Source organism: Streptantibioticus silvisoli (assembly GCF_027947535.2).
GTDB lineage: Bacteria > Actinomycetota > Actinomycetes > Streptomycetales > Streptomycetaceae > Streptantibioticus_C > Streptantibioticus_C silvisoli.
On record NZ_JAAGKO020000059.1, the window covers coordinates 1 to 23,358 of the forward strand.

Sequence of the window (23,358 nt, forward strand, 5' to 3'; positions counted from 1 at the left end):
GACGTGCCGGGCGGTCGGGGGCGCGGTGGGCGCCCGGGGCGGCTCCGATGACCGGGGAGGCGGCACGGCGACGGCGCGGCAATGGCGCGTTCTCGTCGGTACCGCCGGGTCCGGTCTCCGTGTGACCGGAGGCCGTCGGGCGGGCGGGCTCGGGGAGTTCGGGGGCCTGCTGGTGCTGCGACCGCTCGGGCAGGTCGAACTGGCGCAGCGGCCTGGCACGCCGGCGCCTGGCGTCGGCCACGAAGTCCTCGGCGGCCGCGGCGCTGGGCACGATGCCCCAGTCGCGGAACGCCTGGTGCGCGGTGTCCTGGTCGACCGGGACGGTGATCTCGTCCGGCAGCGGCGTCGGAACGGCGCGCGGGATGCCGGGGCCGCCGGTACCACCGGGGCCGCCCTTGCCGCCGGCGCCGGTGGTGCCGCTCGCGCCGGGGACGAGGTACTCGCCGCTGTCCGCGTCCTCCTCGCCGGTGGTGTCGGTGAGCAGCGCGTTCGGCAGCAGCACGACGGCGGTGGTGCCGCCGTACGGCGACGGCCTGACCGAGACGCGGACGCCGGTGCGCTGGGCGAGGCGGGAGACCACGAACAGCCCGAGGCGGTCGGTGTCCGACAGCTCGAACTCCGGGGTCTCCGCCAGCCGCAGGTTGGCGTCGAGCAGCGTCTCCGGCGGCATGCCCAGGCCGCGGTCGTCGATCTCCAGCAGGTAGCCGTTGGCGACCCGCTCGCCGTGCACCTGCACGGTGCTGTGCGGGGGCGAGAAGACCGTGCCGTTCTCGATGAGTTCGGCGAGCAGGTGGGTGACGTCGGCGACGGCGTTGCCTGCGACCGCCAGCCGCGGCAGGCGGCGCACCTCGACGCGCTCGTAGTCCTCGACCTCGGCGACGGCGGCGCGCACCACGTCGATCAGCCGCACGGGCCGGCGCCACTGCCGGGACGGCGCGGCGCCGGAGAGGATCACCAGGCCCTCGGCGTGCCGGCGCATACGGGTGGTCATGTGGTCGAGCCGGAAGAGGTCGGCGAGCTCGTCGGCGGCCTCGGTGCGGCGTTCCATCGCGTCCAGCAGCATCAGCTGGCGGTGCAGCAGGACCTGGTTGCGGCGTGCCAGGTTGACGAAGACGTCCGAGACGCCGCGGCGCATGTCCGCCTGGCGGACGGCGGCCTCGACGGCGGCGCGCTGGAGGGTGTCGAGGGCCTTGCCGACGGCGCCGATCTCGTCGTCGGCGTACTGCGTGGCCGGCACTTCGGCATCGATGTCAACGTCCTCACCGGCCGCCAGCCGGCGCATGACCCGCGGCAGCCGGGTGCCGGACGCCTCCTGGGCCTCCTTGCGCAGCGCCGACAGGTCGCGCACCAGACCGCGGCCGACGCGCAGCGAGACGGCCACCGACAGCAGGACGGCCAGCAGGCCGAAGCCGCCGGCGACGGCCGCCTTGATCAGCACGTCGAGCGCGTAGGGCCGAACCCGGTTGAGGTAGGCGTCCATGGCCTGGTGGTCCAGCCGGCCGGTGGCGTCGATGACGGCCGCGGTGGTGTGCTGCCAGTCGCTGGCGGAGACCTGGCGGACGGCGTCCTGCGGTGCCGCGTCGAGGATGCGTTCCTCGTCGCGGTGCAGGGCGCGGGCGTCGGTGTTGTCGCGCCAGAAGTCGGCCACGCCGGTGCTGTCCGGGGCGGGCAGCAGCGGGGGGTAGGTGGCGTAGGCGGTGCGCTGCTGGGAGACGGCGTCGGCGAACTCGCGCTGTTCGGCCCGGGTCATGCCGCCGGCCGCCTGCGCCGAGGCGAACAGCGCGTCCTCGCGGGAGATGGCCTCGCGCGCCCGGGTCATCTCCACCAGGATGCGCGACTGCCGGTCGAGCCCGACGCTCTGCACCGGGTCGAGGCCGAGGAAGAAGCAGTAGTACGGGTCGATGAGCGCGTTGTACGCGGTGTAGGCGCGGGCGCCCGTCAGCTCTCCCTCGCCCACCTGGCGGCGCAGGTCGGACAGGCCGCCGGCCTGCTTGACGAGCGCGTCGAGCCGGGTGCGGGAGGCGGGGTCGAGATCGCCGCGGACCGTGCTGTCGGTGTCGGCGGCGCTTTCGGCGGCGATCCGCTTGTCGGTGCTCGCTTCCGCGCGGCGCAGGTCGGCCTCGGCGGTGGCGTCGGTCGGCTCGGCCAGGTGGACCAGGACCGCGCGGCGTTCGGCGGACAGCGCGTCGACCGTGTCCTGCGCCGGGAGTCCGACCCGGGCGGAGACGTGCTTGACGTTCACCAGGCCGAAGACGCCGTCACCGGTGATCAGCGCGGCGAAGGCCCAGATCGCGAAAAGCGACACCAGCGGCACCAGCAGCAATGCCACGATCTTCCGGCGGATCGATTTCCCGCGAAAGCGCATGGCCTCCCCAACGTCGGCCCCGGCAGGGGGCGATGAACCGTGAAACGGCGCGAGCCTACTACTGTCGGGTGACCAACTCGAAAGCCAGTCCATGCTGTTGTGAGCCGGGATCGGCGGCCGATATCCGGATGTACCGTCACATAGGGCTATTTCAGCGCCACAGTACGGCACCGTCCCCCTGAACGTAACCGGCGTTTTCCGGCCAACTGTGGTCCGGCTGGAAAAGTCCGGCCGGCCGGGAACCACGCAGGTCCGCCGTCCGTGAGACAGATCGGGAGGACCTTCCGGAATACCCGTGGGAAAAACGGGCAGTTCACACCTGAACCGGACGGACCCCCAACAGTCGAACACCGGTCCGCGGGCCGGGAGGGGAGCGGATACGCGATGGACGACGCCGTGGACAGCCGGTCGCGGACGGAACGCCCGCTGTGGCGGGACGTGCCGCGCGGCAGGCGGCGACTGCCCGACCCGGTCCGCGGGTCCGCGGTACGGGCCGGGCTGATCGCCTCGGTCACCCTGGTCGTCGCGATGGTCGCGCTGATGGCCGTGGTCGCCGGCACCTGGTTCGCCGGGCCGGCCGTCCTGACCGCGATAGTCGCCACCGTCGTCACCACCTGGGCGATGGTCGACGTCCTGGTGACCCGGCAGACCTGGGCCCAGCGCGCCGGGGTGGTCTCCAGCCCCAGCAGCGCCGTGCGGGAAAGCCGCCGCCAGCGCCGCCGGGCCGCCCGGGAGGCCGAACGCGCCGACCTGCACGGAGCCGGGCACGGGCGCCTGATACCCCGGGCGTGACACCCGCCGATGCCCGGGCCGCGCCCGGGCATCGGCCGCGGCACGGCGTGGGGACGGCGCCGGGAGGGCGTCGGGACGGGCGTCGGGGCGGGCGTGGGGACGGCACCGGGACGGCCTGCGGGCCAGCGCCGAACCGCTCTCCGGGACCGCCACGGCGACTGCGGGCGCCCGCCCGGACGCCGTCGCGGGTGCCTGCCCTTACGCCGTCAGCCGGGTCGTGGCGGGGGGCGCGACCTCGGCGGGCGGGTCGGCGCGGCCCAGCCGCTCACGTGGTCGCCCCCGCCGCTCGGCGTCGCAACCACGCCGTTCAGGTCGTCGCCGCCCAGCCGCTCACGTGGTCGCAGCCCCGGCGGCCAGGTCGTCGCACCCTCGGCGGTCGGGTCGTCGCCGCCTTGGCATTCACGTCGCCGCCGCCCCGCCGCTCCGCGTCCCCACCCGCTCACGTCGTCGCGGGCTCGGCCGGCCGCCGGAACATCCGGGTCGCGGTGATCTCGCCGTGCACCTGCTCGCCGTCCGGGTCCTGCTGCGGCAGACCGGGGCGCAGGTGCTCCTCGACGCTGATGTACTTCAGGCCCGCCCGCAGGTCGGCGTCGTTGCGCAGCCGGACCACCAGCGGGAACTCGGCCAGCGCCGTGGTGTCGAACAGGCCGGTGGTGTAGATCAGCTGCACCCCCAGCGCGTCGGCCACCGCCCGCTGGAGCTCCAGCAGGTACGTGGCGTTGGCCCGGCCGATCGGGTTGTCGAGGAAGAGCGTGCCGGCGTGCCGGCTGCGGTCCCGGCCGCTGTCGTTGCTGCGCAGCGCGGCCATCGTGCAGTACAGGGCGATGGCGGCGGTCAGCAGCTGGCCGCCGGAGAAGACGTCGCCCATCTGGCCGACCGGCACCCGCTCGGCGCGCAGCACGGCGTCCGGCTTGAGGATCTCCACCGCGATACCGCGCGGCTCCAGCGCGGCCTGCACACCGCGCAGCAGCAGTGTCATGCCGTCGCGGCGCAGGTCGGAGTTCTTGCGGACGGCGGCCCGGGTGGCCTCGTCGATGACGCCGCCGAGCTGCTCGGTCAGCCGGGCGTGGTCGGGGTCCTCGAAGCGGATGCGCAGGAACTCCTGGCCCGACCACTCCCCCAGCCCCTCCGGCAGCCGCGAGAGCCGCTGGGCGGACCGCAGGGTGGCCAGCGACGCCTCGACCAGGCCGCGCAGCCGGTCGACGATGATGTCGCGGTTGCGTTCCAGCTGGTCGAGCTCGTCGGTGAGCACCCGCAGCCGGGGGGCGAAGGCGGTGGCCCAGGCGGCGGCGGGCTCGGGCAGGGCGGCCGGCGGCAGTTCGCGGATCTGCTGGCGGGCCGGGGTGCGCACCTGCTCGTAGCGGGTGGAGTTGGCGTGCCGGACCAGCAGGTCGGCGGCGTCGCGCAACTGGGAGTCGGCGGCCGACAGGTCGGCGGCGCAGCCGCGCAGCGCCCGCCGAGCCTCGGCGGCGGTCTGCCGGGCCTCGGCCGGGGTGCCGGGGTAGGGCTGCGGCTCGTCCTCCTCGCCGTCGGCGGGGGTGTTGTCGCGCAGCAGGTCGCGCAGCAGTGCCGCGGTCTCGTCGAAGGCCGCCTGGGCGTCCTCGGCGGCCCGGTGCGCGTGCTGGAGTTCGGCGTGCCGTTCGCGGGCGGCCTCCAGCGCGTCGGTGTCGGCGGCGAGTTCGGTGGTGACGCCGCGCAGCAGCGCCTGGGCCTGCTCGGCGTCGCCGGGCACCAGGCGGTCCGGCAGGCCGGTGTGCGACTCGCCGTCGGCGGGGGCCAGCCGTTCGGCCTCGCCGCGCAGCCGGCCGAGCAGTTCGCTGGCGGTGGCCGACCGCGACTCGATGCGGTGGACCAGGGCCTCGGCGCGGGCGGCGGCCGCCTGGCGGGACGGGCCGTCGGCGCCGTCGGTGCCTTCGAGCAGGGTGGCGGCCCGGGTGCGGACCTTGTTGGTCAGCCGGTCGAGTTCGGCGACGGTGGCGCTCTCCTCGGTCTCGGCGCGGGCCTGTTCGGCGCGCAGGTCGGCGCCGACGCCCACCTTCTCGTACAGCTGGGAGGCGGCCCGGTACGCCTCGCGGAGCGCGGGCAGCGGCACCCCGTCCGGTGCCTCGTCCGCCGGGTCGGTGTCGGGGGCGCCGGCGATCTCGGCGCGTTCGGCGCGCAGGGCCCGCACGGTGCGGCGGGCGTCGTCGGCGGACCGCTGGGCGGCACGCCGGTCCTCGTCGCCGGAGCGGGCCCGCTCCAGGCAGGTCCCGGCGCGGTCCTCGGCCTCGGCGGCCTCCTCGGCGAGTTCGCGGGCGGCGCGCTGCCAGGCGGCGCGCTGGCGCAGCCGGTGGGCGAGGCCGGCGAGGGCGTCGGCGCGGCGGCGGGCGCGCTGGGCGGCGTCCTGCTGCTCGTCGCGGGCGGCGGCGGCCTCGGCGGCCTCCTCGTCGGCGACGGCGCGCCGGGTCCTGGCGTCGGCGAGCGCCTGCGTGGCGGCGGTGGCGGCGGCCACCGCGGCGGCGACCGCTTCGGCGAGTTCGGTGACCCGGCCGGCCGGGCAGGCGGCGCGCCAGGAACGCAGGCGGGCGGCGAGTTCCCGGTCGTGGCCGAGGCGGGCGGCGAGCTTGCGGATCTCCTCGTCGCGGGCGCCGGCCCGCTCGCGCAGTGCGTGCCGTTCGCCGTCGGCGGCCTGCTCGTCGTGCATGGCGGGGTTGGGGGTGACGAGGAAGACGTCGCTGTCGCTCTGCCCGGTCGGCGGCGGGGCCAGCAGGGCGGCGCAGGTGCCGACGGCCACCGTGGAACGCGGCAGCAGGGCGGCGTCGGCCAGCACCTCGCGGGCCCGCTGGTAGGTGTCGGGGTCGGTGATGACCACGCCGTCGACGAGTTCGGGGCGGGCGGCGAGGACGGCGGCGTGGTCGGCGGGGCTCACGGCCTGGGCGAGGTAGCGCCAGCCGGGCAGCGCGGGTACGCCGTGCTCGCCGAGGTGTTCGACGGTGGCGAGGACGTCGGGTCCTGGCGGCAGCAGACCGCCGTCGCCGAGCGCGGCCAGGATGCGGGAGTCGTCGGCGGCCTCGGTGCGCAGGTCGAACAGCTGGCGTTCGGCGCGGGTGACCAGGCCGTCGAGCAGTTCCCGCAGTCCGTCGGCCTCGCGGTCCAGCTCCTCGACGGTCAGCGGTCCTTCGGCGGCGCGGCGCGTGGTGCGGCGGCGCTCGGGCGCGGCGGCGCCGTCCGCGCGCGGGGCGGGGATGTCGGCGGTCGCGGCGGGCGGGGCCGGGGGCAGGCTGAGGAGTTCGGCGAAGCGGCCTTCGGCGGCCAGGGCGCCGGCGGTGCGCAGTTCGGCGGTGTGCGCGGACTCGGCGCCGGCCAGCGCGTCGGCGGCCCGGTGGGCGGCGAGGTCGGCGCGGGCCTCGTCGGCGGCGGCCTCCCGGGCCCGGTCGGCGGCGGCGCGGGCGGTGTCGCGGGCGCTCTCCCAGGCGGCGACGGCGGTCTTCTCCGCGTCGCTGGCGGCCAGCGCGGCGCGGGCCGGGTCGGCGTCGGGGGTGGCGTCGTCCAGCCAGCCGGCGCTGACCGCTTCTGCGGTCTCCTGCTCGACCTCGGCGAGGCGCTGCTGGAGGTGGCCGATCTCGCTGCGGGCCCGCTGCGCGGCGGTGGCGGCCGCGGTGGCGTCGCGGTGGGCGCTGTCGGAGGCGGCCTGGAGGGCGTCGGACAGCTCCTCCTCGTGGTCGGCGTGCCGTTCGGCCTCGTCGGCCGCGAGCGCCAGGGCGCGCACCAGGTGGCCGGCGGCGCGGGCCCGGGCGGCGAGGGCGGGGGCGGCGTCGCGTTCGGCCTCCAGGATGGCGGCGGCCACCCGGGCGGAGCGGTCGGCGGCGGCCCGCTGGCGCAGCACGGTCTCGGCGGCCTGCCAGGCGGAGTGCAGGGTGCGGGCGTCGACCAGTTCGCGGCGCAGCGCGGCGGCGTCCTTCTCGGTGGCCGCCAGGCTGAGCGAGGCGTGCCGGTAGGCGAGTTCGGCGCTGATGCGGGAGGTGCCGGCCCGGCGGGCGTCGGCGTCGGTGACCGCGTGGGCGGCGTCGACGACCTGCCGGCCCAGGTCGGCGGCCCGGGCGCGTTCCAGGCCGGCGCGGGCGGACAGGCGCCGGGCCAGCTCCCGGGTGCGGCGCTCGCTGCCGGTGTGCACGCCGCGGGCGTGGTCGCGGCGGCCGGCGGTGGTGACGATGCGTTCGAGGTGTTCCAGCGAGCCGGCGGTGAAGTCGCGTTCCGCGGTGAGTTCGGCGCGGCGGCCGAGTTTGCCGGCGAAGCCGTGCACCAGGTCGGCCAGGCCGTCGGTGTCGCGGGTGTCGGTGACGGCGCGCAGCAGCAGGTCGGTGAAGTCGGAGTCCTTCTTGACCGCGAACAGCCCGGCGGCCTCGCCCTCGTCGGCGTTCATCTCCCGCTGGTAGCGGAAGAGTTCGGGGTCCAGGCCGAGGTCGGTGAGGTGTTCGTTCCAGCGGTCGTGGATCTCCTCCCAGACCACGTCGAGGTGCGTGTAGAACTTGCCGGCGTCGGTGAGCGCGTCGCGGAAGCCCTTCATGGTGCGGCGGCGGCCGCGGGCACCGGAGACGCCTTCGGCGGCCGGCCGGACGGCGGAGGTCTCGGCGACCGGCAGCGAGTCCAGCGACAGCCCGGGGCCGGGGCGGAAGGAGTACCAGGCCTCGGCGAACCGGCGCGGGTCGGAGGAGACCTGGCGGCCGCGCCATTCGCTGACCTTGCCGACCACGACCAGTTCGCCGGTGCGGGTGTGCTGCCACTCCAGGGCGACGTGGCCGCAGTCCTCGGCCAGCAGGAACTTGCGCAGCACGCCGGAGCTGGCGCCGCCGAGGGTGTTGCGGTGGCCGGGGAGCATGACCGAGAAGATCAGCTTGAGCAGGACGGACTTGCCGCCGCCGTTCTCCAGGAAGAGCACACCGGCCGGCGCCGGCCGGCGCGGCGGTCCGGCCGGCTCGTTCTCGAAGAAGTCGCCCTGCGCGGGCGCGGGCTGCGGCACCGGGTCACCGACTCCGCGCAGGTCCAGCACGGTGTCGGCGTAGCGGGCACCGGCCGGACCGATGGAGTAGAGGCGGACCCGGGACAGCTCGTACATGGCGGCTCTCAGTCGTTCAACGCGGTCATGGTGCGGCGGGGGCGGGCCGCGGTGGGGCGGCCGGCGGGACGGTCGGAACTCGAAGGGCGGTGGTAGTGGCGGGACTGCCGGACCGGCGGGGCTGCCGGGTTGTCGTTGGCGCAGGAGTGGTGCGGTGGGAGGGGAACGGGCGGCGGGGTCAGAGGGCGTGGAAGGGCAGGCCGGCGCCGGTGGCGAGGTCCGCCGCGTCCTGCTCGGGCGGCAGCAGGGTGGCGGTGCCGTCGGCGACCGGGACCACGCCGAGTTCCAGCAGTTCGGCCATCGCCGCGCTGCCGGCCATGTCGCGGACCTGCAACTGGTAGCGGGCGGTGGTGCGGTAGGTGCCGCCGGCCTCGTCGCCGGTGCGCTGGAGGAAGCCGGTGTCCACCAGGAAGGCGACCGCCTTGCCGATGATGCCGGTGGTGGACCCGGCCAGCCGGCGGGCGTCCTTGGTGGCGCCGGTGGCGCTGCGCCGGGTGTAGACCCGCCAGGCGGCCTCCAGACCGGGGGCGTCGGTGACCGGGTCGGTGTTCTCGCCCTCGGCCTCCGCGCGTTCCTCCAGGCGCCGGCACGCCTGGCGGACGAAGCCCTCCACTCCGTTGACGGTGACGCGGCCGACGTAGCCGTCGTCGGCGAGGTCGGCGGGGCGGGGGAAGGCGAGGGCGGCGACGGCGAGGTGGGCCAGGCCGTGCAGGAAGCGGTCGGTGGAGTCGGAGGCGGCGCGGCGCGAGTAGTCGCCCATCCGCACGGCGAAGACCGAGTCCTCGGCGGCGGCGACCGCCATGCCGGCCCGCGGCGAGACCTCCAGGACGATCAGTCCGAGGCCGGCCGCGACGGCGTCGGCGAGCCGGGCGAACGCCGGGTCCTCGCGGTGCCGGCGCAGCAGTTCGCCGTACTCCGCGTCGCGGGCCGGCAGCAGCTTGGGCTGGAGGCCGAACGCGACCAGCCGTGCGGCGTCGGCGGCGTCGGCCGGGGTGACGGCGGCGCCGGAGGCCGCCGGGCGGTCCTGCTCCGGGTCGCGTCCGGTCGCGTACTCTGCCTCGCTCACCTGCGCTGCTCCTCCTTCGTGGTGCGCCCGTCGGGTGCCGGGTGGTCGTCGCGGCGGTGGTCCGGTGCCGGCCGTCCGTCCGGGCCGGGATCGGAGGCCGGGCGGTCGGGGCGGCGGTGGTCCGGGGACCGGCGGTCGGGGCGGCAGCGGCCGGACGGGCGGCGGTCGGCGCGGGAGGGGTCGACGCCGCGTTCCGCCGCCATGCCGGCCGCGTCGAGCAGGGCGGCGCCGACGATGAGGTCCGCGCCGCCGAACTCCGGGTCCTCCAGCACGGTGCCGTCGTCGACGGCGAACAACAGCCGCCGTTCGCCCTGCCGGTAGGCGGTGCCGACCGGGGGGCTGGCCGCGTGCACGGCGAGCAGGGCGACCAGGTAGGGCAGTTCGAGGTCGCGGCGGCGCGCGTCGGCGAGCAGGCCGGACAGCCGGCGGGGCGCGTCGTGCGGCAGGTCGAGCAACTCCAGGGCCGCTTCCAGCTGTTCGTCGCTGAAGCGGCTGTCCTCCGGGGTGGCGACCAGGTCGGGTTCGGGCATCTCGGCGCCCAGGTGGTCTCGTTCCACCGGCGGGGTGAGCAGCGCGTCGACCAGGTCGCCGATCCGGACGGCGGCCGGGGTGCGCGGCCCGGTGCCCCGGGCGAAGAAGGCGGCGGTGACCCGGCCGGCCTTGTCCACCGGCAACGGCAGTACGGGGGCGACGAGTTGGCCGTACAGGTCGAGTCCGGCGCGGGCGGCGGGGGTGGCGAAGGCCTGCCGGTCCTGCTCGGCGCGGAAGAGCGGTCCGGCCTCCAGCAGCCGGGACTGGAGCTGGGTGTGGCGGCGGATGCAGTCCTTGACGATGTCGACCAGCTCGGCGGCGCGGCGCTTGTGGTCGGGGTCGGACGCCTCGTCGCGGGCCCGGCGGATGTTGGTGAGGATGGCGTTCTCGTGCCGGTACCGGTCGGCGACGTGGTCCAGCGCCTCGTTGATCAGGTCCGGCACGGTCTCCAGCCAGTCGACGGCCCGCACGTCGCGCCGGGTGGCCTCCAGGGCGCGGCGCAGCGTCTCGGCGTACTGGACGGTGCGGTAACGGGCCTGCTCGGCGGCGAGTTGGGCGTCGGCCAGCCGGCCGCGGTTGATCAGCACCTCCAGCTTGACCTCGGCGGCGATCTGGGCGCTGGTGACGTCGGTGTCGAGCGCGCCGACCAGGACGTTGACCGCCTCGTCGGTGGTGCGCAGGTACAGTCCGCCGCCGGGGCCCTGGACCTCCTCGATGAGCTTGAAGTCGTAGTCGCGCCGCACGTAGGCGCCGTCGGGGCCGAACGTGCCGTAGACGGCGCGGAATCCGCGGTCGACGCTGCCGACGTTGATGAGGTTCTCCAGCACCCAGCGGGCGACGCGCTGGTGTTCCTCACCGGGGCGGGCGGGTGCCTGGGCGGCGACGCGGGGCTGGATCCTGGCCACTATCTGCTCGTGGTCGGCGCCGGTGTCGAAGTCCATGCTGAGGGTGACCAGGTCGATGGCGGCCAGCGCGACCTCGGCCATGGCGTATCGGGAGTACTCGCCGGCCAGGTTGGCCTTGCGGACGTCCAGGTCGTGCAGCGGCGCGGTGCAGGCCAGCGCCTTGAGCCGGCGGGCCAGGCCCTCGTCGGCCGCGGGGCCGGGCGCGACGGGGCGTCCGGCCCCGGTCGTTCGGTACGGCGCGCTCTGCGCGGGTGGAGCGGTCACGACGGACACCCTAGGCGGTCTCACGGACATCGTTCGAAACGGCACGGTTGGCGGCGGTGCGTCCGCACCTGTGCCGGCGACCCCGCGCCGGGTGCGCACCCGGTCAGTGCAGCGCGCCGCCGGCCAGCGCGATGTCGCCGGTGCGGCCCGCGGCGGCCGTCAGCACGGCGCGCAGTCCGGTGGCGGCCAGTTCGACGGGCAGCGACGGCGCGTCACGGCCCAGGACCTGACCGGGTTCGTAGGGTATGTGCACGAATCCGCCGCGCAGGGCCGGGCGTTCGGTGGCGATCAGGTGCATCAGGCCGTAGAAGACGTGGTTGCACAGGTAGGTGCCGGCCGTCTGGGAGACCGACGCGGGCACGCCGGCCGCGCGGGCGGCGGCCACGCAGGCCTTGACCGGCAGCGCGGCGAAGTAGGCGACGGGTCCGCCGGCCACGACCGGCCGGTCGACGGGGGCCTCGCCGGCGTTGTCCGCGATGGCGGCGTCGTCGACGTTGACCGCGACGCGTTCGACGGACAGCCCGCTGCGGCCGCCGGCCTGCCCGACGCAGAGCACCAGGTCGGGCGCGGTGGCCCCGACCGCGGCGCGCAGCTCGTCCAGCGCGGTGCCGAAGACGCAGCTGAGCCGGGCGATCCGCACGGTGAGCCCGTCGGGGGGCGCCGCGGCGACCTGCTGGACGGCCTCCCAGGACGGGTTGACGCGTTCGCCGCCGAACGGTTCGAATCCGGTGAGCAGGACACGGGTCACGGCCGGGGGCTCCTCTCCTGGGGGCGTCCGGCCGCCGCGGGGGCGACCGAGATGATCATGTTATTGCACCGGTCGGCTCCGCCGGTCACGCGGTCACGCGGTCACGCGGTCACGCGGAGCGGCGGTCGCTGCGGGCTCCGGTGCGGTTCCGGCCCCGGTACGGTGCCGGACCGGGGTGTCGGCCCGCCGCGGTGCGGGGGCCGGCGTCGGCCCCGACGCCGGGTGCCGGCCCCCGGACGGTACCAAGGAGACGCCGCCCGGCGCCGCTCTCCCCGTTCCGGCGGCGGCTGCTTGGCGGATCGCACGGAGGATCAGTAGCGTCTGATCATGACGTCACAGGCCCCTTTGTCCGGCGCGCAGCCGGTGATCGATCTCAACGCGGACCTCGGCGAGGGGTTCGGCCGCTGGACGCTCACCGACGACGACCAGCTGCTGTCGGTGGTCACCAGCGCCAACGTGGCCTGCGGCTTCCACGCCGGCGACCCCAGCACCATGCGCCGGGTGTGCGCGACGGCGGTGGAACGCGGGGTGCGGATCGGCGCGCAGGTCTCCTACCGGGACCTGGCCGGGTTCGGCCGCCGGACGATGGACGTGCCGCCGGACGAACTGGCCGACGAGATCGCCTACCAGATCGGCGCGCTGCGGGTGTTCGCCGAAGCGGCGGGCGGCGTGGTGGCGTACGTCAAACCGCACGGCGCGCTGTACAACCGCGTGGTGCGCGACACCGGGCAGGCCACCGCGGTGGCCGCCGGAATCCTGCTGGCCGGCGGGAGCACGCCGGTGCTGGGGCTGCCCGGCTCGGCGATGCACACGGCGGCGCGGGCGGTCGGACTCCCCGTGGTGACCGAGGCGTTCGCCGACCGGGCCTACACCGGGCAGGCCACGCTGGTACCGCGCACGACACCCGGGGCGGTGGTCACCGACTCCGACGCGATCGTGGCCCGCTCGCTGCGGATCGCCCGCGAGGGGCGGGTGGAGTCGCTGGACGGCTCCGAAGTGGCGGTCCGCGCACGGTCGTTGTGTCTGCACGGCGACACCCCGGGCGCGGCCGGCATCGCCGTACGGGTCCGCGGAGCGCTGACCGCGGCCGGCGTGCGCGTGGCGGCGTTCGCGTGAGGACGCTGCCGGCCGGCCGGGACGGGCTGCTGGTGGAACTGGGCGGCACCGATGAGGTCGAGGCGTTCTACGCGGAGGTGCTGCGCCGCACGGCCGCCGGGGAGTTCCCCGCCGCCCGCGACGTCGTACCGGCCGCCCGGACCGTGCTGCTGACCGGCCTGCCCGATCCGGCGCGCACGGCACGGGAGCTGGCCTCCTGGCGGGTGCCGCCGGCCCCGCCGCGCACCGGCACGCTGGTACGGATCGCGGTGCGGTACGACGGGCCGGACCTCGCGGAGGTCGCCCGGCTGTGGGACATGACGCCGCGCGAGGTGGTCGCGACCCACACCGGCACCGGGTTCCGCGTCGCCTTCTGCGGGTTCGCGCCGGGCTTCGGCTATCTGACCGGCCTCGGCGACCACCTGCGCGTGCCGCGCCGCGAGGTGCCGCGTACCGCGGTGCCGGCCGGGTCCGTGGCGCTGGCGGGCCCGTACACCGGGGTGTATCCGCGCTCCTCCCCCGGCGGCTGGCAGTTGATCGGCACCACCGACGCCGTCCTGTGGGACCCCGCCCGCGACCCGGCGGCCCTGCTGGCACCGGGCACCCGCGTACGGTTCACCGACGCCGACGCCGACGCCGACGCCGGTGACGGTGCCGACGCCGGTGACGGTGACGGTGACGGTGCCGACGCACCCGGGGACGACGGCTCCGGTGCGGAACGGGCCGCGGAGGACACGTCGGACGTACCACCGTCCGGCCAGAGGGGCGCGCGGTGAACGCCGCCGGGACCCGCGTCGTGGAGGTGACGCGGGCCGGGGCGCTGACGACGGTGCAGGACCTGGGACGCGCCGGGCAGGCGCACCTGGGCGTACCGGGGTCCGGCGCGCTCGACCTGCCCGCGCACCACGCGGCGAACCGGCTGGTCGGCAACCCCCCGGATGCGGCCACCCTGGAGACCACGCTCACCGGCTGCGCGCTGCGCCCGTCGGTCCCGCTGGTCGTCGCGGTCACCGGGGCGCCCTGCGCGGTACGGGTCGACGGCCGTCCGGCGGCCTGGGGCACGGCGTTGCGGGTGCCGGCCGGCGCGGTGCTGGACGTCGGTCCCGCCACGCACGGGGTGCGGTGCTACCTGGCGGTGGCAGGCGGCGTCGCGGTGGAACCGGTGCTGGGCAGCCGGTCGGCGGACCTGCTGTCGGGCCTGGGGCCGGCGCCGTTGCGGGACGGGGACGTGCTGCCGCTGGGGGTGGCGGGCGGCGCGGTGCCGCCGGTGGGGGCCGCGGTGCTGCCGGGGCCGCCTTCGGTGCTGGTGCTCCCGGTGCTGCCCGGGCCGCGCGCCGACTGGTTCGCACCGCACGCGCCGGCCGTGCTGGCGGGCGGCGGCTTCCGGGTGGCGGCGGACAGCAACCGGATCGCGCTGCGTACCGAGGGCCCGGCGCTGCCCCGGATTCGTACCGATGAGCTGGCCAGCGAGGGCATGGTCACCGGTGCGCTGCAAGTGCCGCCGCACGGCCGCCCGATGCTCTTCCTGGCCGATCATCCGACGACCGGCGGTTACCCGGTGATCGGCGTGGTGCCCCCGGAGGCCCTGTCGGCCGCCGCACAGGCGGCGCCGGGCACACCGGTGCGCTTCGTTCCGTCGCACGGCATTGCGTTGCGGGGCATTGCGTTGCGGGGCGTGCCGGTGGGCGGCGTGCCGGTACGCGACCTGCCGGGTCGTGGCCGTTCCTAGGACGAGCAGCCGAGATGACCGGCGACCGCACGCCCACCGCAGCGCCCCCGGCAACCGCCCCCCACCGCGCCGCACCGCCCCCCGGCAACCGCACCCACCGCGCGGCACCCCGCGGAGCGGCCCGCCTCCGGACCTATACGTGCGGTTCCGGCGTGCTGAGCCGGCCGCGGACCGCGGTCTGGACCTCGGCCTCCTCGGCGGGATCGGCGGCGAGGCGGCGCAGTTGGGCGAGGACGCGGACGTCCTTGGTGGCGGCGTGGTGGGCGGCGAGTTCCCGGGTGGACTCCTCGCAGTCCCACAGGCATTCGATGGCGAAGCCCTGGCCGAACTTGGGGTCGGTGGCCGCCAGCGACCGGGCCGCGACGCCGCGCAGGTGGGAGGAGGACGTCTCGCGGTAGAGGTGGCGCAGGACGGGCGCGGCGCAGCGGATGGTGAGTCGGCCGATGCCTTCGACGAGAACGTCCAGGCCGTCGGCGTCGGGACCGTCGGTGCGTACCACCCGGCGCAGCGCGGCGAGCACGGCGTCGGCGTCGCCGGGGCCGCCGAGCAGGGCGAGCATCCGGGCGGCGGCGGCGCCGAGGCCGTCGTCGCGGCGGGCCCAGACCCGGGCCCGGGTCAGCGCGTCCGGGGTGCGCATGCGGGAGAAGGAGTCCAGGGCGGCGCGGGAGACCAGCCGGGAGGGGTCGTCGGCGGCGGCCTCGATGAGGGGGTACACGCCGGGGTCGGACCGGTCGGCGAGGTGGCGCAGGGCGGCGGCGCGGGCCGCCTCGGGACCTCGCAGGGCGGCGGCCAGCAGTTCGGGGCGGTCCTCGGGGCCGGCCACGGCGGCGAGGCAGCGGGCGGCCGGGGCGTCGCGGTGGACCGGCGGGTGGGCCTCCAGGCCGTCCTGGGCCCAGGTCAGTACGTCGCGCACGCTCCAGCCGGGCGCGGGGCCGGCCGGGCGCAGCTGGCGCTGCCAGCGGTCGAAGCTCTGCTGCTCGCGGGCGGCGCGTACGCGCGGGCCGTGGACCGGGTCCTCGGCCCACAGGCGCCAGGGGCGCGGTTCGTAGGCCTCGCGCAGGGCGCGGGCCAGTTCGGCGTCGCCGTCCTCGGTGGCGGGGAAGCGGCCGAGGACGGCGGGCGCGAGGGCGCGCAGGCCGGCGTCGTCGTCGCGCAGGGCGAGTTCGTCCAGCGCCCACTCCCAGTTGCCGCCGCGGGCGGCGTAGGCCCGCAACAGTCGCAGGGCGTCACCGCGGCCGTAGCCGGCGAGGTGGCCGAGGACGGACAGCGCGAGACCGGTGCGGTGCTCGTCGGTGTCGAACAGGTCCTCGGGGGCGAAGAGGTGCTGCTCGATGCCGTCCAGCCCGCCTTCGAGCTCGGAATACAGCCGCGCGTAATAGAGGGAGCGCGCCTCGACCTGCCAGTCGCCGCGGGGGTCACGAAGAACGCACTGCTCCAGCGCGGCGAGGGCCGGGGCCCGCTGCTCCGTGAGGGCGTGCAGTGTCCCGTCTCCACGTCCTCGCTGGAGGAGGCCGAGAAGAGTGCCACTGGGCGCTATGTCTGGGTCGAACATGAGGTCAGCATCCGGTGCGGAGGGTCACGGTGGCAACGGGATTTCCGTAGCCGTCGCCCGCATCCTTACCGCTGGAGGCGGGCGCTAAGCCTTGCTCCCGGCGTGGCGCCCCCCGTGCGGGCACGCTCCGGCCGCCTTCGTGGCCCAGCTCGGGCCAGCCGTTCGTGCCCCCGCGAGGTCGTCCGTGCGGGGACCGTGCGAGATACGGCGTCCGTGCCTGGCGTGACACGGGGCTCACAAGCGCCGCAGCATACCGGGAAGGGGCCGGGGCGGGCTCGGCCGCGGCCGACAGAAGCGGTCGTACGGTGGGAAAACGGCGGACGAACCGCTGCCATCCCGACGGAATATGCCCCAAGCATCACCGGATCGGGTATTGCCGAAACCCTTACAGTGCATCGCGCTGTGTGCAACAGTCGTCACAGGCTCGATATGCCGCCCGCGTCCTGGACGCCTGTCATCTGAGAACGTTCGGAGACTGTCATGCCGTCCCATCCGCAAGCGGACCACGCCGCCGTACCCCCCGGGGAACCCGAGGTCGTCGACTCACTGATCCGGCAGACCCACCGGCTGCGCGGGCGGGTGGCGGCGGTGCGCCGGGACGCGGTGCCGGACGATCCCGACGACCAGGCCCGCTGGCACCGGGCGCTGTACGAGTTCGCGCTGCGCCGGCTCGACGAGGTCGGCGCCCAGCTCGGCCAGTTGCGCGACGACCTCGACCCCGTGCCGGACCCGGCCGCCGGCACGCCCGTGGACGGTTTCCGGCCGGGCGCGGGCCCGGCCGGCGGCACCGATGACGACGACAGCCCCGACAGCGCCGGCCGATGCGACCGGGACGCGTTCCCGTCCGCGTCCGGCGGCGCTCGCCGCGGTGCCAGCGGCGCCCGCGGCCCGGGCGCCCTTTGGTCCGCCGCCGGGCCGGAGTCCGCCGCCCGGGTGGACGACGTCCTCGGCTCCTCCTACGGCCCGGGCGCCTCCTTCGCGGCGTACTCCTCCCCCTACCGCCCGCGCTCGCCCTTCGCGGCGGACGGCGGTGCGCCGGGGACGGCGGCCGGGGACGGCGAGCGGATGTGCGCGCGGTCGGGGTCGGCGGAGTGGAACCTGCTGACCGACGAGGTGCGCTGGTCGCCGGAGCTGTACCGGATCTTCGGGCGCACGCTGGGCGACGGGCCGCTGACGCTGGACGAGTTGCCGTCCTGGCTGTACGCCGACGACCAGGAGACGCTGACCGGGATGGTCACCGGCTGCCTGGTGGACGGGCGGCCGATCAACGGCGAGTTCCGCATCGTCCGGCCGGACGGCGCGGTCCGCGCGGTGCACATGGTGGGCGAGCCGGTGCCCGACAGCGACGGCGGCACCGCGTCCTTGTGGGCCGTGCTGCGCGATGTCAGTGAACTGCGGCGCACCCAGGAGGTGTTGCGCGAGTCGCGGGAGTCGCTGGACCGGCGGCGGCGCACCGAACGCACCGAGCACCGGATCGCGGTGGAGCTCCAGGAGTCGCTGCTGCCGCCGTGGCGCGAGCCGTTGTGGTTCCCGCCCGGCGGCGGCCGGCCCGCCCTGGACCTGGCCGCGCACTACCTGCCGTGCGGCACCACCGCGCTGGTCGGCGGCGACTGGTACGACGCGATGCAACTGCCGGACGGCGCGACCTTGTTGACGGTCGGCGACCTCACCGGACAGGGCGTCACGGCGACCACCCGGATGGCGATGCTGCTCGGCGCCGTCCGCGGCCTGGCGCTGGCCGGCATCGAGCCGGACACCTTGATGTGCCGGCTCAACGAGCTGCTGGACCGGGCCGCGGAGCCCGCGCTGGCCAGTGCGCTGTGCTGCCGTTACGACCCGGACGACCGCACGCTGAGCTGGTCGCAGGCGGGGCATCCGGCGCCGCTGCTGTTCCGCGGCGGCGTGGGCCGGGTGCTGGACCGTCCCGGCGGCATGCTGCTGGGCGCCGGCCACGGCACCGAGTACGGCCGGCGTACCGAGCGGCTGCGCGCCGGTGACGTGCTGCTGCTGCACACCGACGGCCTGGTGCCGCGGCTGGCTTCCGGGGCGGCGTACCCGGACCCGTCCTGCCCCGGCGGCGCGCAGGACGCCGGGCCGGCGGCCCTGCTGGCGCTCGGCCCGCGGTTCGCCGCCGCCCGCGACGCGCAGGAGTGCGTACGGGCGGTCGTCGAGGAGCTGGGCACCCCCGAACGCGACGACGACGCCTGCGTCCTCATCGCCCGGGTCCGCTGAGGGGCGGCCCGCGCCGGGTGCCGGTACCGCCGCCCGCCACCCGCGGTCGGTGGCGGGCGTGGGCCCGTACGGTCCACCGGGCCGGCCGGTAGGGCCGGCGGTGGATACGAGCCCTCGGCGGGCGGCTCAGGCAGGCGTGACGCCGTCGTCGCGGCGCGGCGGTCCGCCGGGCATGGCGGCCCGGATCTCCTCGCGCAGGGCGCTGACCGGTTCGTTGTCCGCGTAGCGGCCGGTGAGCCGGTACATCTCGCCCAGCCGGTCCCAGGTGCGGTGCGAGGAGGTCTGGCGGATGGTGCGCATCGCCAACCGGGCGTGCCGCTCGCCCTGTTCGGGGTCGTCGTCGATGAAGCAGGCCGAGGCCATCGACAGCCGGTCGAAGGTGCTGGACCGTTCGTGACCGGACTGCCGCAGATCCAGGGCCTGTTGGGCGTGGAACTGGGCGGTGCGGGCGGCGGAGGGGTCGTGGTCGGCCAGCACGCGGTAGGCCAGCGCCTGCATGCCGTGCAGGTCGGCCTCGTCGAAGTTCTGCATCCACGCGGGCGGTTCGGCACCGCCGTCGGCGCGCACGAAGAGGTCCTCGGCCCGGCCCAGGCAGCGGCGGACCGCCTGGCCGCGGCCGAGCGCGGCCAGCGCCCAGGCCTCGATGGTGCACAGCATGGCGCGGTTGCGCGGCGCCGCGTCGTCGCCGGAGCCGGAGACGGCGAGCTTCATCAGGTCCAGCGCGTCCTGCGGCCGTCCCAGGTGGATCATCTGGCGGGCGGCGCGGGAGAGCGCCTCGCCGGCCCGGGGGCGGTCGCAGCCCTCGCGTGCGGCGTGCGCGGCGATCAGGAAGTAGCGCTGCGCGGTGGGTTCCAGGCCGACGTCGTGGGACATCCAGCCGGCCAGCCCGGCGAGGTTGGCCGCCACCGCCCACAACCGCCGTTGCAGGTCCTGGGGATGGCGGAAGGCCAGCATGCCGCCGACCTCGTTGAGCTGGCCCACGACCGCCTTGCGCTGCAGGCCGCCGCCGCGGGAGGCGTCCCAGGCGCGGAAGACCTCCACGGAGTGCTCCAGGGCGGCCATCTCCTCGGAGCCGACCGGCGCCGACTCGTAGCGGTCGGAGCCGGGCAGTGGGTCCGGCGGCCGCAGCGGGTCGTCGAGCACCGGTCCGTCGGCCGCCAGGACCGGGTCGGTGTGCAGCCACTGGTGCATGGCGGTGCTGAGGGTGGAGCCGGAGGTGAGCACGGAGTCGGTGCCCGCCTGACCGCGTCGGTTGAACATGAGGTCCATTCCCGTGAATTCGGTGAGGACCGCGGCGGTTCGTTCCGGCGTCCACGGCAGGCCGTCGCCGGCCCGCTTCCTTCCCGCGCGCCGGTGCCGGTCGAACCCGAGATCCTCGATGGTCACGACACGGCCGAGGCGCTCGGTGAACAGGGCGGCCAGTACGGTCGGCACCGGTTCGCGCGGGCGCTCGCCGGTCTCGACCCAGCGGCGCACGCGTGAGGTGTCGGTCGACAGTTGCGGGTGGCCCATGGCCGCCGCCTGCCGGTTGACCAACCTCGCCAGCTCACCCTTGGACCAGCCGGTCAGGCCGAACAGGTCCGCGAGCCGCGCGTTGGCTTCCCTTGTCACTTAGAGCCCCCAGGTTCCTCGACACTGCTGACAGTAGTGGGACGGTCGACGCTGAGCGAGCATTCGCCAGGCTTCGCCAGGCTTCGCCAGATGGTCTGCCACCGCCGGCCGGGTGTGGTGTAGGAACGCGCCACCCGGCCCGGCAACAGCCGGTTCCGCCAAGGAGTTTGACGTTACGTCAGCATTCCTGCGGAGCGGGGCGCACGGCGCGTGGACGGCCGGTACCGGTCCGGTGACCGCATTCCCCCAGGGTGCGGGCCCCGGACCGGTACCCGTCGGTCCATGCGCCGGTGCCGCAGCAGCGACGGCAGCGACCGCCGCAGCGCACGGCAGGCCGGTCCCCCCGCGCACCAGGGGGCGTGCCCCCGCAACCCCGGGGGCTGAGCGCGCCCCGGCTCACGAAGGGAACTTTCCACCTCTCATGCACCCCGCATCCTTCCCCGTCTCCGCCCCGCTCCGCCCGACCACCCACCGCGGTCCGGCGGTGGCCGTCCGTCCCCGCACCGCGCCGCCCGAGCCGTTCCCGGAACCGGCCCACCCGGCCGCCCGGGGGCGCGGCCTGACCACGCGGCGGCCGGCCGGGCCGCCCCATCCGGCCGGCGGCAGACTGGACGTGACCGGGCCGCACGGGGCACCGCTGAAGGCCGCGCTGGCCTCGGTGCGCCGGATCTGCCCGGACTTCACCCCGGTCCAGGTGCTGCGGCGCAGCGGCCGGTCGGTGCTGCTGCTGGGTTCGGTCGGCCGATTACCGGCGGTGGCCAAGTGCCTGCTGGAGCCGACCGCCGAGTACCAGGAGAGCTTCCGGCGCGAGATAGCGGCCTACCGGGCGTTCGTGCGCACCCGGCCGCCGGTGCGGGTGCCGAAGCTGATCGCCGCCGACCCCGACAGCGGGACGCTGGTGCTGGAACGGCTGTCGGGGCGGGTGGCGGGCATGGCGCGGCACCCCGTCCAGGCGCTGCTGAAGACGGATCTGGACGCGGTGCTCTGCGCGGTGCTGCGGGTCAACGGCGGTGAGGGCTGGCAGCCGCCCGCCGAGGCGTTCGGCTCCCGGCCGCGGCTGCGCTACGGCGAGCGGATCTCGTTCTTCCACCGGCTGGGGCTGCTGACCGACCGGGACCGCGACGACCTGGAGAAGCTGCTGCGCGGCGCGGTCAACGAGTGCGGCGACACCGGCCCCTGGCAGTTCTGCCACGGTGACGCGCTGCTGTCGAACATGCTGCTGTCGCCGGCCGGGGCGGTGATGCTGGACTGGGAGAACGCGGGCTGGTACCTGCCGGGCTACGACCTGGCGACGCTGTGGTCGGTGCTGGGCGAGGACCCGGTGGCGCGGCGGCGGATCAGCATGCTGGCGCAGACCGGGCGTCCGGTGGCGCGGGACGCGTTCCTGGTGAACCTGATGCTGATCACGACGCGGGAGATCAAGCGGTACGAACTGGTGCTGCGGCATACCCTCGACGGGGCGGCGCCGACCGGGCCGGCGGGGGCGGCGGACCCGGCAGAGGCGCAGCGGCTGCTGCTGCGGCGGCTGCACGACGACTGCGCGATGGTGCGCCGGGCGGTGCGTGCTGCGGTGGGGACGCGCTGACCGCCGGGTCGGGGCCCGCCCGTGCCGGAGGTCCGGCACGGGCCGACAGCCCGCGGTGGGCCGGGTGGGTCAGCCCTGCCGGAACAGGTCGGCGGACAGGGGCTTGAGCAGCTGGTAGAGGTCGTCGGTGATCGGCCGGTCCCAGGTGGCGATGGTGACCTGGACACCGTCGCTGCGGTCGAACTGGGCGCAGGAGACGCGGCCTTCGCTGATCTTGATCCGGCGCACGATCAGCAGGCTGTCGCCGTGCATGACCGGGATGTCCTCGCGGGAGACCTCGTGGACCGGCTCGTCGTTGCCGAGGGCGGCCAGCAGCTGGGCCACCTCGAACGGCACGTCGCCCTCGGTGGCCGCGCGGGCCGGCGAGCCCTCCGGCAGGTTGCCGATCAGCATGGCGGGGCCGCGGCCGCCGAACAGGTCGTAGCGCAGGAAGACGCCCTGACAGCTGCCGTCCGGCCCGGGGATCACTCCGGCGCCCAGCAGTCCCGGCCAGTCGCCCGGGTCCATGGCCAGAACGTCGAAGTCCGGCCCGGAGGGCATGGCGCTGCGGCGGCGGAGGAAGGACATGCGCACATCGTACGGGTCCGTGCGGGCGCCCGGCCCCGGGGCGCCGTAACGGCCGGGCGGGCCGGGCCGGGGCCGGCGCGGGGGCGCCGGGCGGGCGGCGCGGGGTGCGTCCGCCCGCCCGGCGGGCCGGTCAGCTCAGGTCGAACTCGCCGTCGCGGGCGCCGAGCACGAAGGCCCGCCATTCGGCGGGGGTGAAGATCAGCGCGGGCCCGTCCGGGTCACGGCCGTCGCGCATGGCGATGTACCCCTCGACGAAGGCGATCTGGACGTCGCCGGACCCCTTGTCGCTCGACAGCCACTCGGCTCCTGTGAGGTCGAGCTGCGGTTTACTGCCCGCAGCCGCCTGCGATTGCCCGACGGTACCCTCTGCCACGTCCGCTCTCCTTCTGGCGTTGACGAACGGTCCCAGCCTAGCGAGCGCGACGCCCGCCGACACCCCGATCGGCGCTCTGCGCACCGATCCGGGCACAGGGTGTCACCGGCAGACCGAGGCCAACGCCCGTGCCAGCGCGGTGGAATGCAGCTCGTCCAGGCCCAACTCGGGCGCCATGGAGGTGACTTCGGCGGCCAACGCGGCACCGCAGCCGGGGGCGGCGCGGTGGTCGGCGGCGTCGTTCCAGGCGGCGACCAGGCGGCTGTCGAGGTCGTCGAGGGTGGCCCGCAGCGTGGTCAGCGGCGGGGCGACGGCGGGTGCCCGGCCGGGGTCGGCGGCCCAGCCGGCCAGCAGGGCGCGTTCCACCAGGGTGGCGGCGGCGATCTGGTCGCCGAGCAGCCGGGAGGCCGCCGCCGGGTCGGCGCCCAGGGCGCGGGCCTCGCCGGCGCCCGCGGCCAGTACCGCCCGGTCGCGGGCCGGGTCGTCGGCCGGGGCGCCGGTGAGGCGCTTGGCGGCGGCGACCTCGTCGGCGACCAGCAGCCGCTGGGCGGCCAGCCGGACCACCGGGTCGAGCGGACCGTGGCCGGGGGCCGCGGTCTCGTGGCCGGCCGGGGTGGCGGCGGCGCGGTCGGCGGGCGGCGGCGGGTCGCCGGCCGGCCGGCCGAGCGGGCCGAGCGGGCCGGGCAGTGCGTAGCCGGGCGACGGCGCCGCGGGTGCGAAGGGCCGGGAGGCGGTACCGCCCGGGGCGGCGGCGGCCGGGGCGGCGGCGGCGAGCAGGACGGCGGCGCTGAGCAGGGTGATCGGGCGCAGTGGGGTACGCGGACGCACGAGGGGCCTTTCTGTCGGGC

The 23,358-nt window shown here is 76.2% G+C and carries 16 protein-coding genes; 6 read left to right on the plus strand and 10 right to left on the minus strand.

The features are described 5' to 3' along the window. Window positions 1–2,329 (minus strand): sensor histidine kinase (locus POF43_RS28895; protein ID WP_308217777.1); only part of this gene is annotated, 2,329 nt, incomplete at its 3' end. A 420-nt stretch (window positions 2,330–2,749) separates the two neighbouring features. On the opposite strand from POF43_RS28895, the gene POF43_RS28900 reads away from it, so the two are divergent. After that, the gene (locus POF43_RS28900) at window positions 2,750–3,157 is read left to right on the plus strand and encodes a hypothetical protein (protein WP_271316742.1); all 408 of its coding nucleotides are present in this window, start codon (window positions 2,750–2,752) and stop codon (window positions 3,155–3,157) included. Between the two features lie 439 nt (window positions 3,158–3,596). Here the strand turns inward: POF43_RS28900 and POF43_RS28905 are convergent, their stop codons facing one another. The 4 genes from POF43_RS28905 to pcp all read right to left on the minus strand — a co-directional run bounded on the left by POF43_RS28905 (window position 3,597) and on the right by pcp (window position 11,766). After that, window positions 3,597–8,252: a hypothetical protein gene (locus tag POF43_RS28905; RefSeq protein ID WP_282704838.1), complete on the minus strand. Its 4,656-nt coding sequence runs from the start codon at window positions 8,250–8,252 to the stop codon at window positions 3,597–3,599. Between the two features lie 178 nt (window positions 8,253–8,430). Then, on the minus strand, window positions 8,431–9,318 hold the full coding sequence (locus tag POF43_RS28910) for a hypothetical protein (RefSeq protein WP_271325739.1): 888 nt from the start codon (window positions 9,316–9,318) through the stop codon (window positions 8,431–8,433). Then, a complete protein-coding gene (locus POF43_RS28915; RefSeq protein WP_282704841.1) occupies window positions 9,315–11,048 on the minus strand; it encodes a hypothetical protein in 1,734 nt (577 codons plus the stop codon). Before POF43_RS28915 ends, POF43_RS28910 begins: the two co-directional genes overlap by 4 nt. Before the next feature lie 73 nt (window positions 11,049–11,121). Then, window positions 11,122–11,766 (minus strand): pyroglutamyl-peptidase I, encoded by a 645-nt coding sequence (gene pcp / locus POF43_RS28920; RefSeq protein ID WP_271325453.1) that lies wholly within the window; start codon window positions 11,764–11,766, stop codon window positions 11,122–11,124. Between the two features lie 363 nt (window positions 11,767–12,129). On the opposite strand from pcp, the gene POF43_RS28925 reads away from it, so the two are divergent. From POF43_RS28925 to POF43_RS28935, 3 genes are read left to right on the plus strand one after another with little or no spacing between them, the layout of a single operon-like run. Further along, window positions 12,130–12,882: a LamB/YcsF family protein gene (locus POF43_RS28925; RefSeq protein WP_271325454.1), complete on the plus strand. Its 753-nt coding sequence runs from the start codon at window positions 12,130–12,132 to the stop codon at window positions 12,880–12,882. Further along, a complete protein-coding gene (locus tag POF43_RS28930) occupies window positions 12,879–13,637 on the plus strand; it encodes a 5-oxoprolinase subunit B family protein (protein ID WP_271325452.1) in 759 nt (252 codons plus the stop codon). Before POF43_RS28925 ends, POF43_RS28930 begins: the two co-directional genes overlap by 4 nt. Then, on the plus strand, window positions 13,634–14,590 hold the full coding sequence (locus POF43_RS28935) for a 5-oxoprolinase subunit C family protein (RefSeq protein WP_282704839.1): 957 nt from the start codon (window positions 13,634–13,636) through the stop codon (window positions 14,588–14,590). Before POF43_RS28930 ends, POF43_RS28935 begins: the two co-directional genes overlap by 4 nt. Window positions 14,591–14,723: 133 nt before the next feature. On the opposite strand, the gene POF43_RS28940 is transcribed toward POF43_RS28935, so the two are convergent. Further along, on the minus strand, window positions 14,724–16,142 hold the full coding sequence (locus POF43_RS28940; protein ID WP_271324470.1) for a serine/threonine-protein kinase: 1,419 nt from the start codon (window positions 16,140–16,142) through the stop codon (window positions 14,724–14,726). Window positions 16,143–16,622: 480 nt separating this feature from the next. Here POF43_RS28940 and POF43_RS28945 point away from each other — a divergent pair, with 480 nt between their 5' ends. Next, window positions 16,623–18,374 carry a PP2C family protein-serine/threonine phosphatase gene (locus POF43_RS28945; protein WP_271324471.1) on the plus strand — a complete coding sequence of 584 codons (1,752 nt, stop codon included), beginning with the start codon at window positions 16,623–16,625 and terminating at the stop codon, window positions 18,372–18,374. A gap of 126 nt (window positions 18,375–18,500) precedes the next feature. On the opposite strand, the gene POF43_RS28950 is transcribed toward POF43_RS28945, so the two are convergent. Further along, window positions 18,501–19,985 carry a DNA-binding protein NsdB gene (locus POF43_RS28950; protein WP_271324472.1) on the minus strand — a complete coding sequence of 495 codons (1,485 nt, stop codon included), beginning with the start codon at window positions 19,983–19,985 and terminating at the stop codon, window positions 18,501–18,503. A gap of 421 nt (window positions 19,986–20,406) precedes the next feature. Between POF43_RS28950 and POF43_RS28955 the strand changes: the two genes are divergently transcribed. After that, window positions 20,407–21,570: an aminoglycoside phosphotransferase family protein gene (locus POF43_RS28955; protein ID WP_271324473.1), complete on the plus strand. Its 1,164-nt coding sequence runs from the start codon at window positions 20,407–20,409 to the stop codon at window positions 21,568–21,570. 69 nt (window positions 21,571–21,639) lie between these two features. Here POF43_RS28955 and POF43_RS28960 read toward each other — a convergent pair whose 3' ends face one another. The 3 genes from POF43_RS28960 to POF43_RS28970 form a co-directional block, all read right to left on the minus strand. Beyond that, entirely contained in the window at window positions 21,640–22,137 is a 498-nt protein-coding gene (locus POF43_RS28960; protein WP_271316216.1) for a hypothetical protein, read from the minus strand. 130 nt (window positions 22,138–22,267) lie between these two features. After that, window positions 22,268–22,510, minus strand: coding sequence for a DUF397 domain-containing protein (locus POF43_RS28965; RefSeq protein WP_271318819.1), 243 nt, complete (start codon window positions 22,508–22,510; stop codon window positions 22,268–22,270). A gap of 102 nt (window positions 22,511–22,612) precedes the next feature. Then, the gene (locus POF43_RS28970; RefSeq protein WP_271323871.1) at window positions 22,613–23,338 is read right to left on the minus strand and encodes a chorismate mutase; all 726 of its coding nucleotides are present in this window, start codon (window positions 23,336–23,338) and stop codon (window positions 22,613–22,615) included. Window positions 23,339–23,358 lie beyond the last annotated feature (20 nt).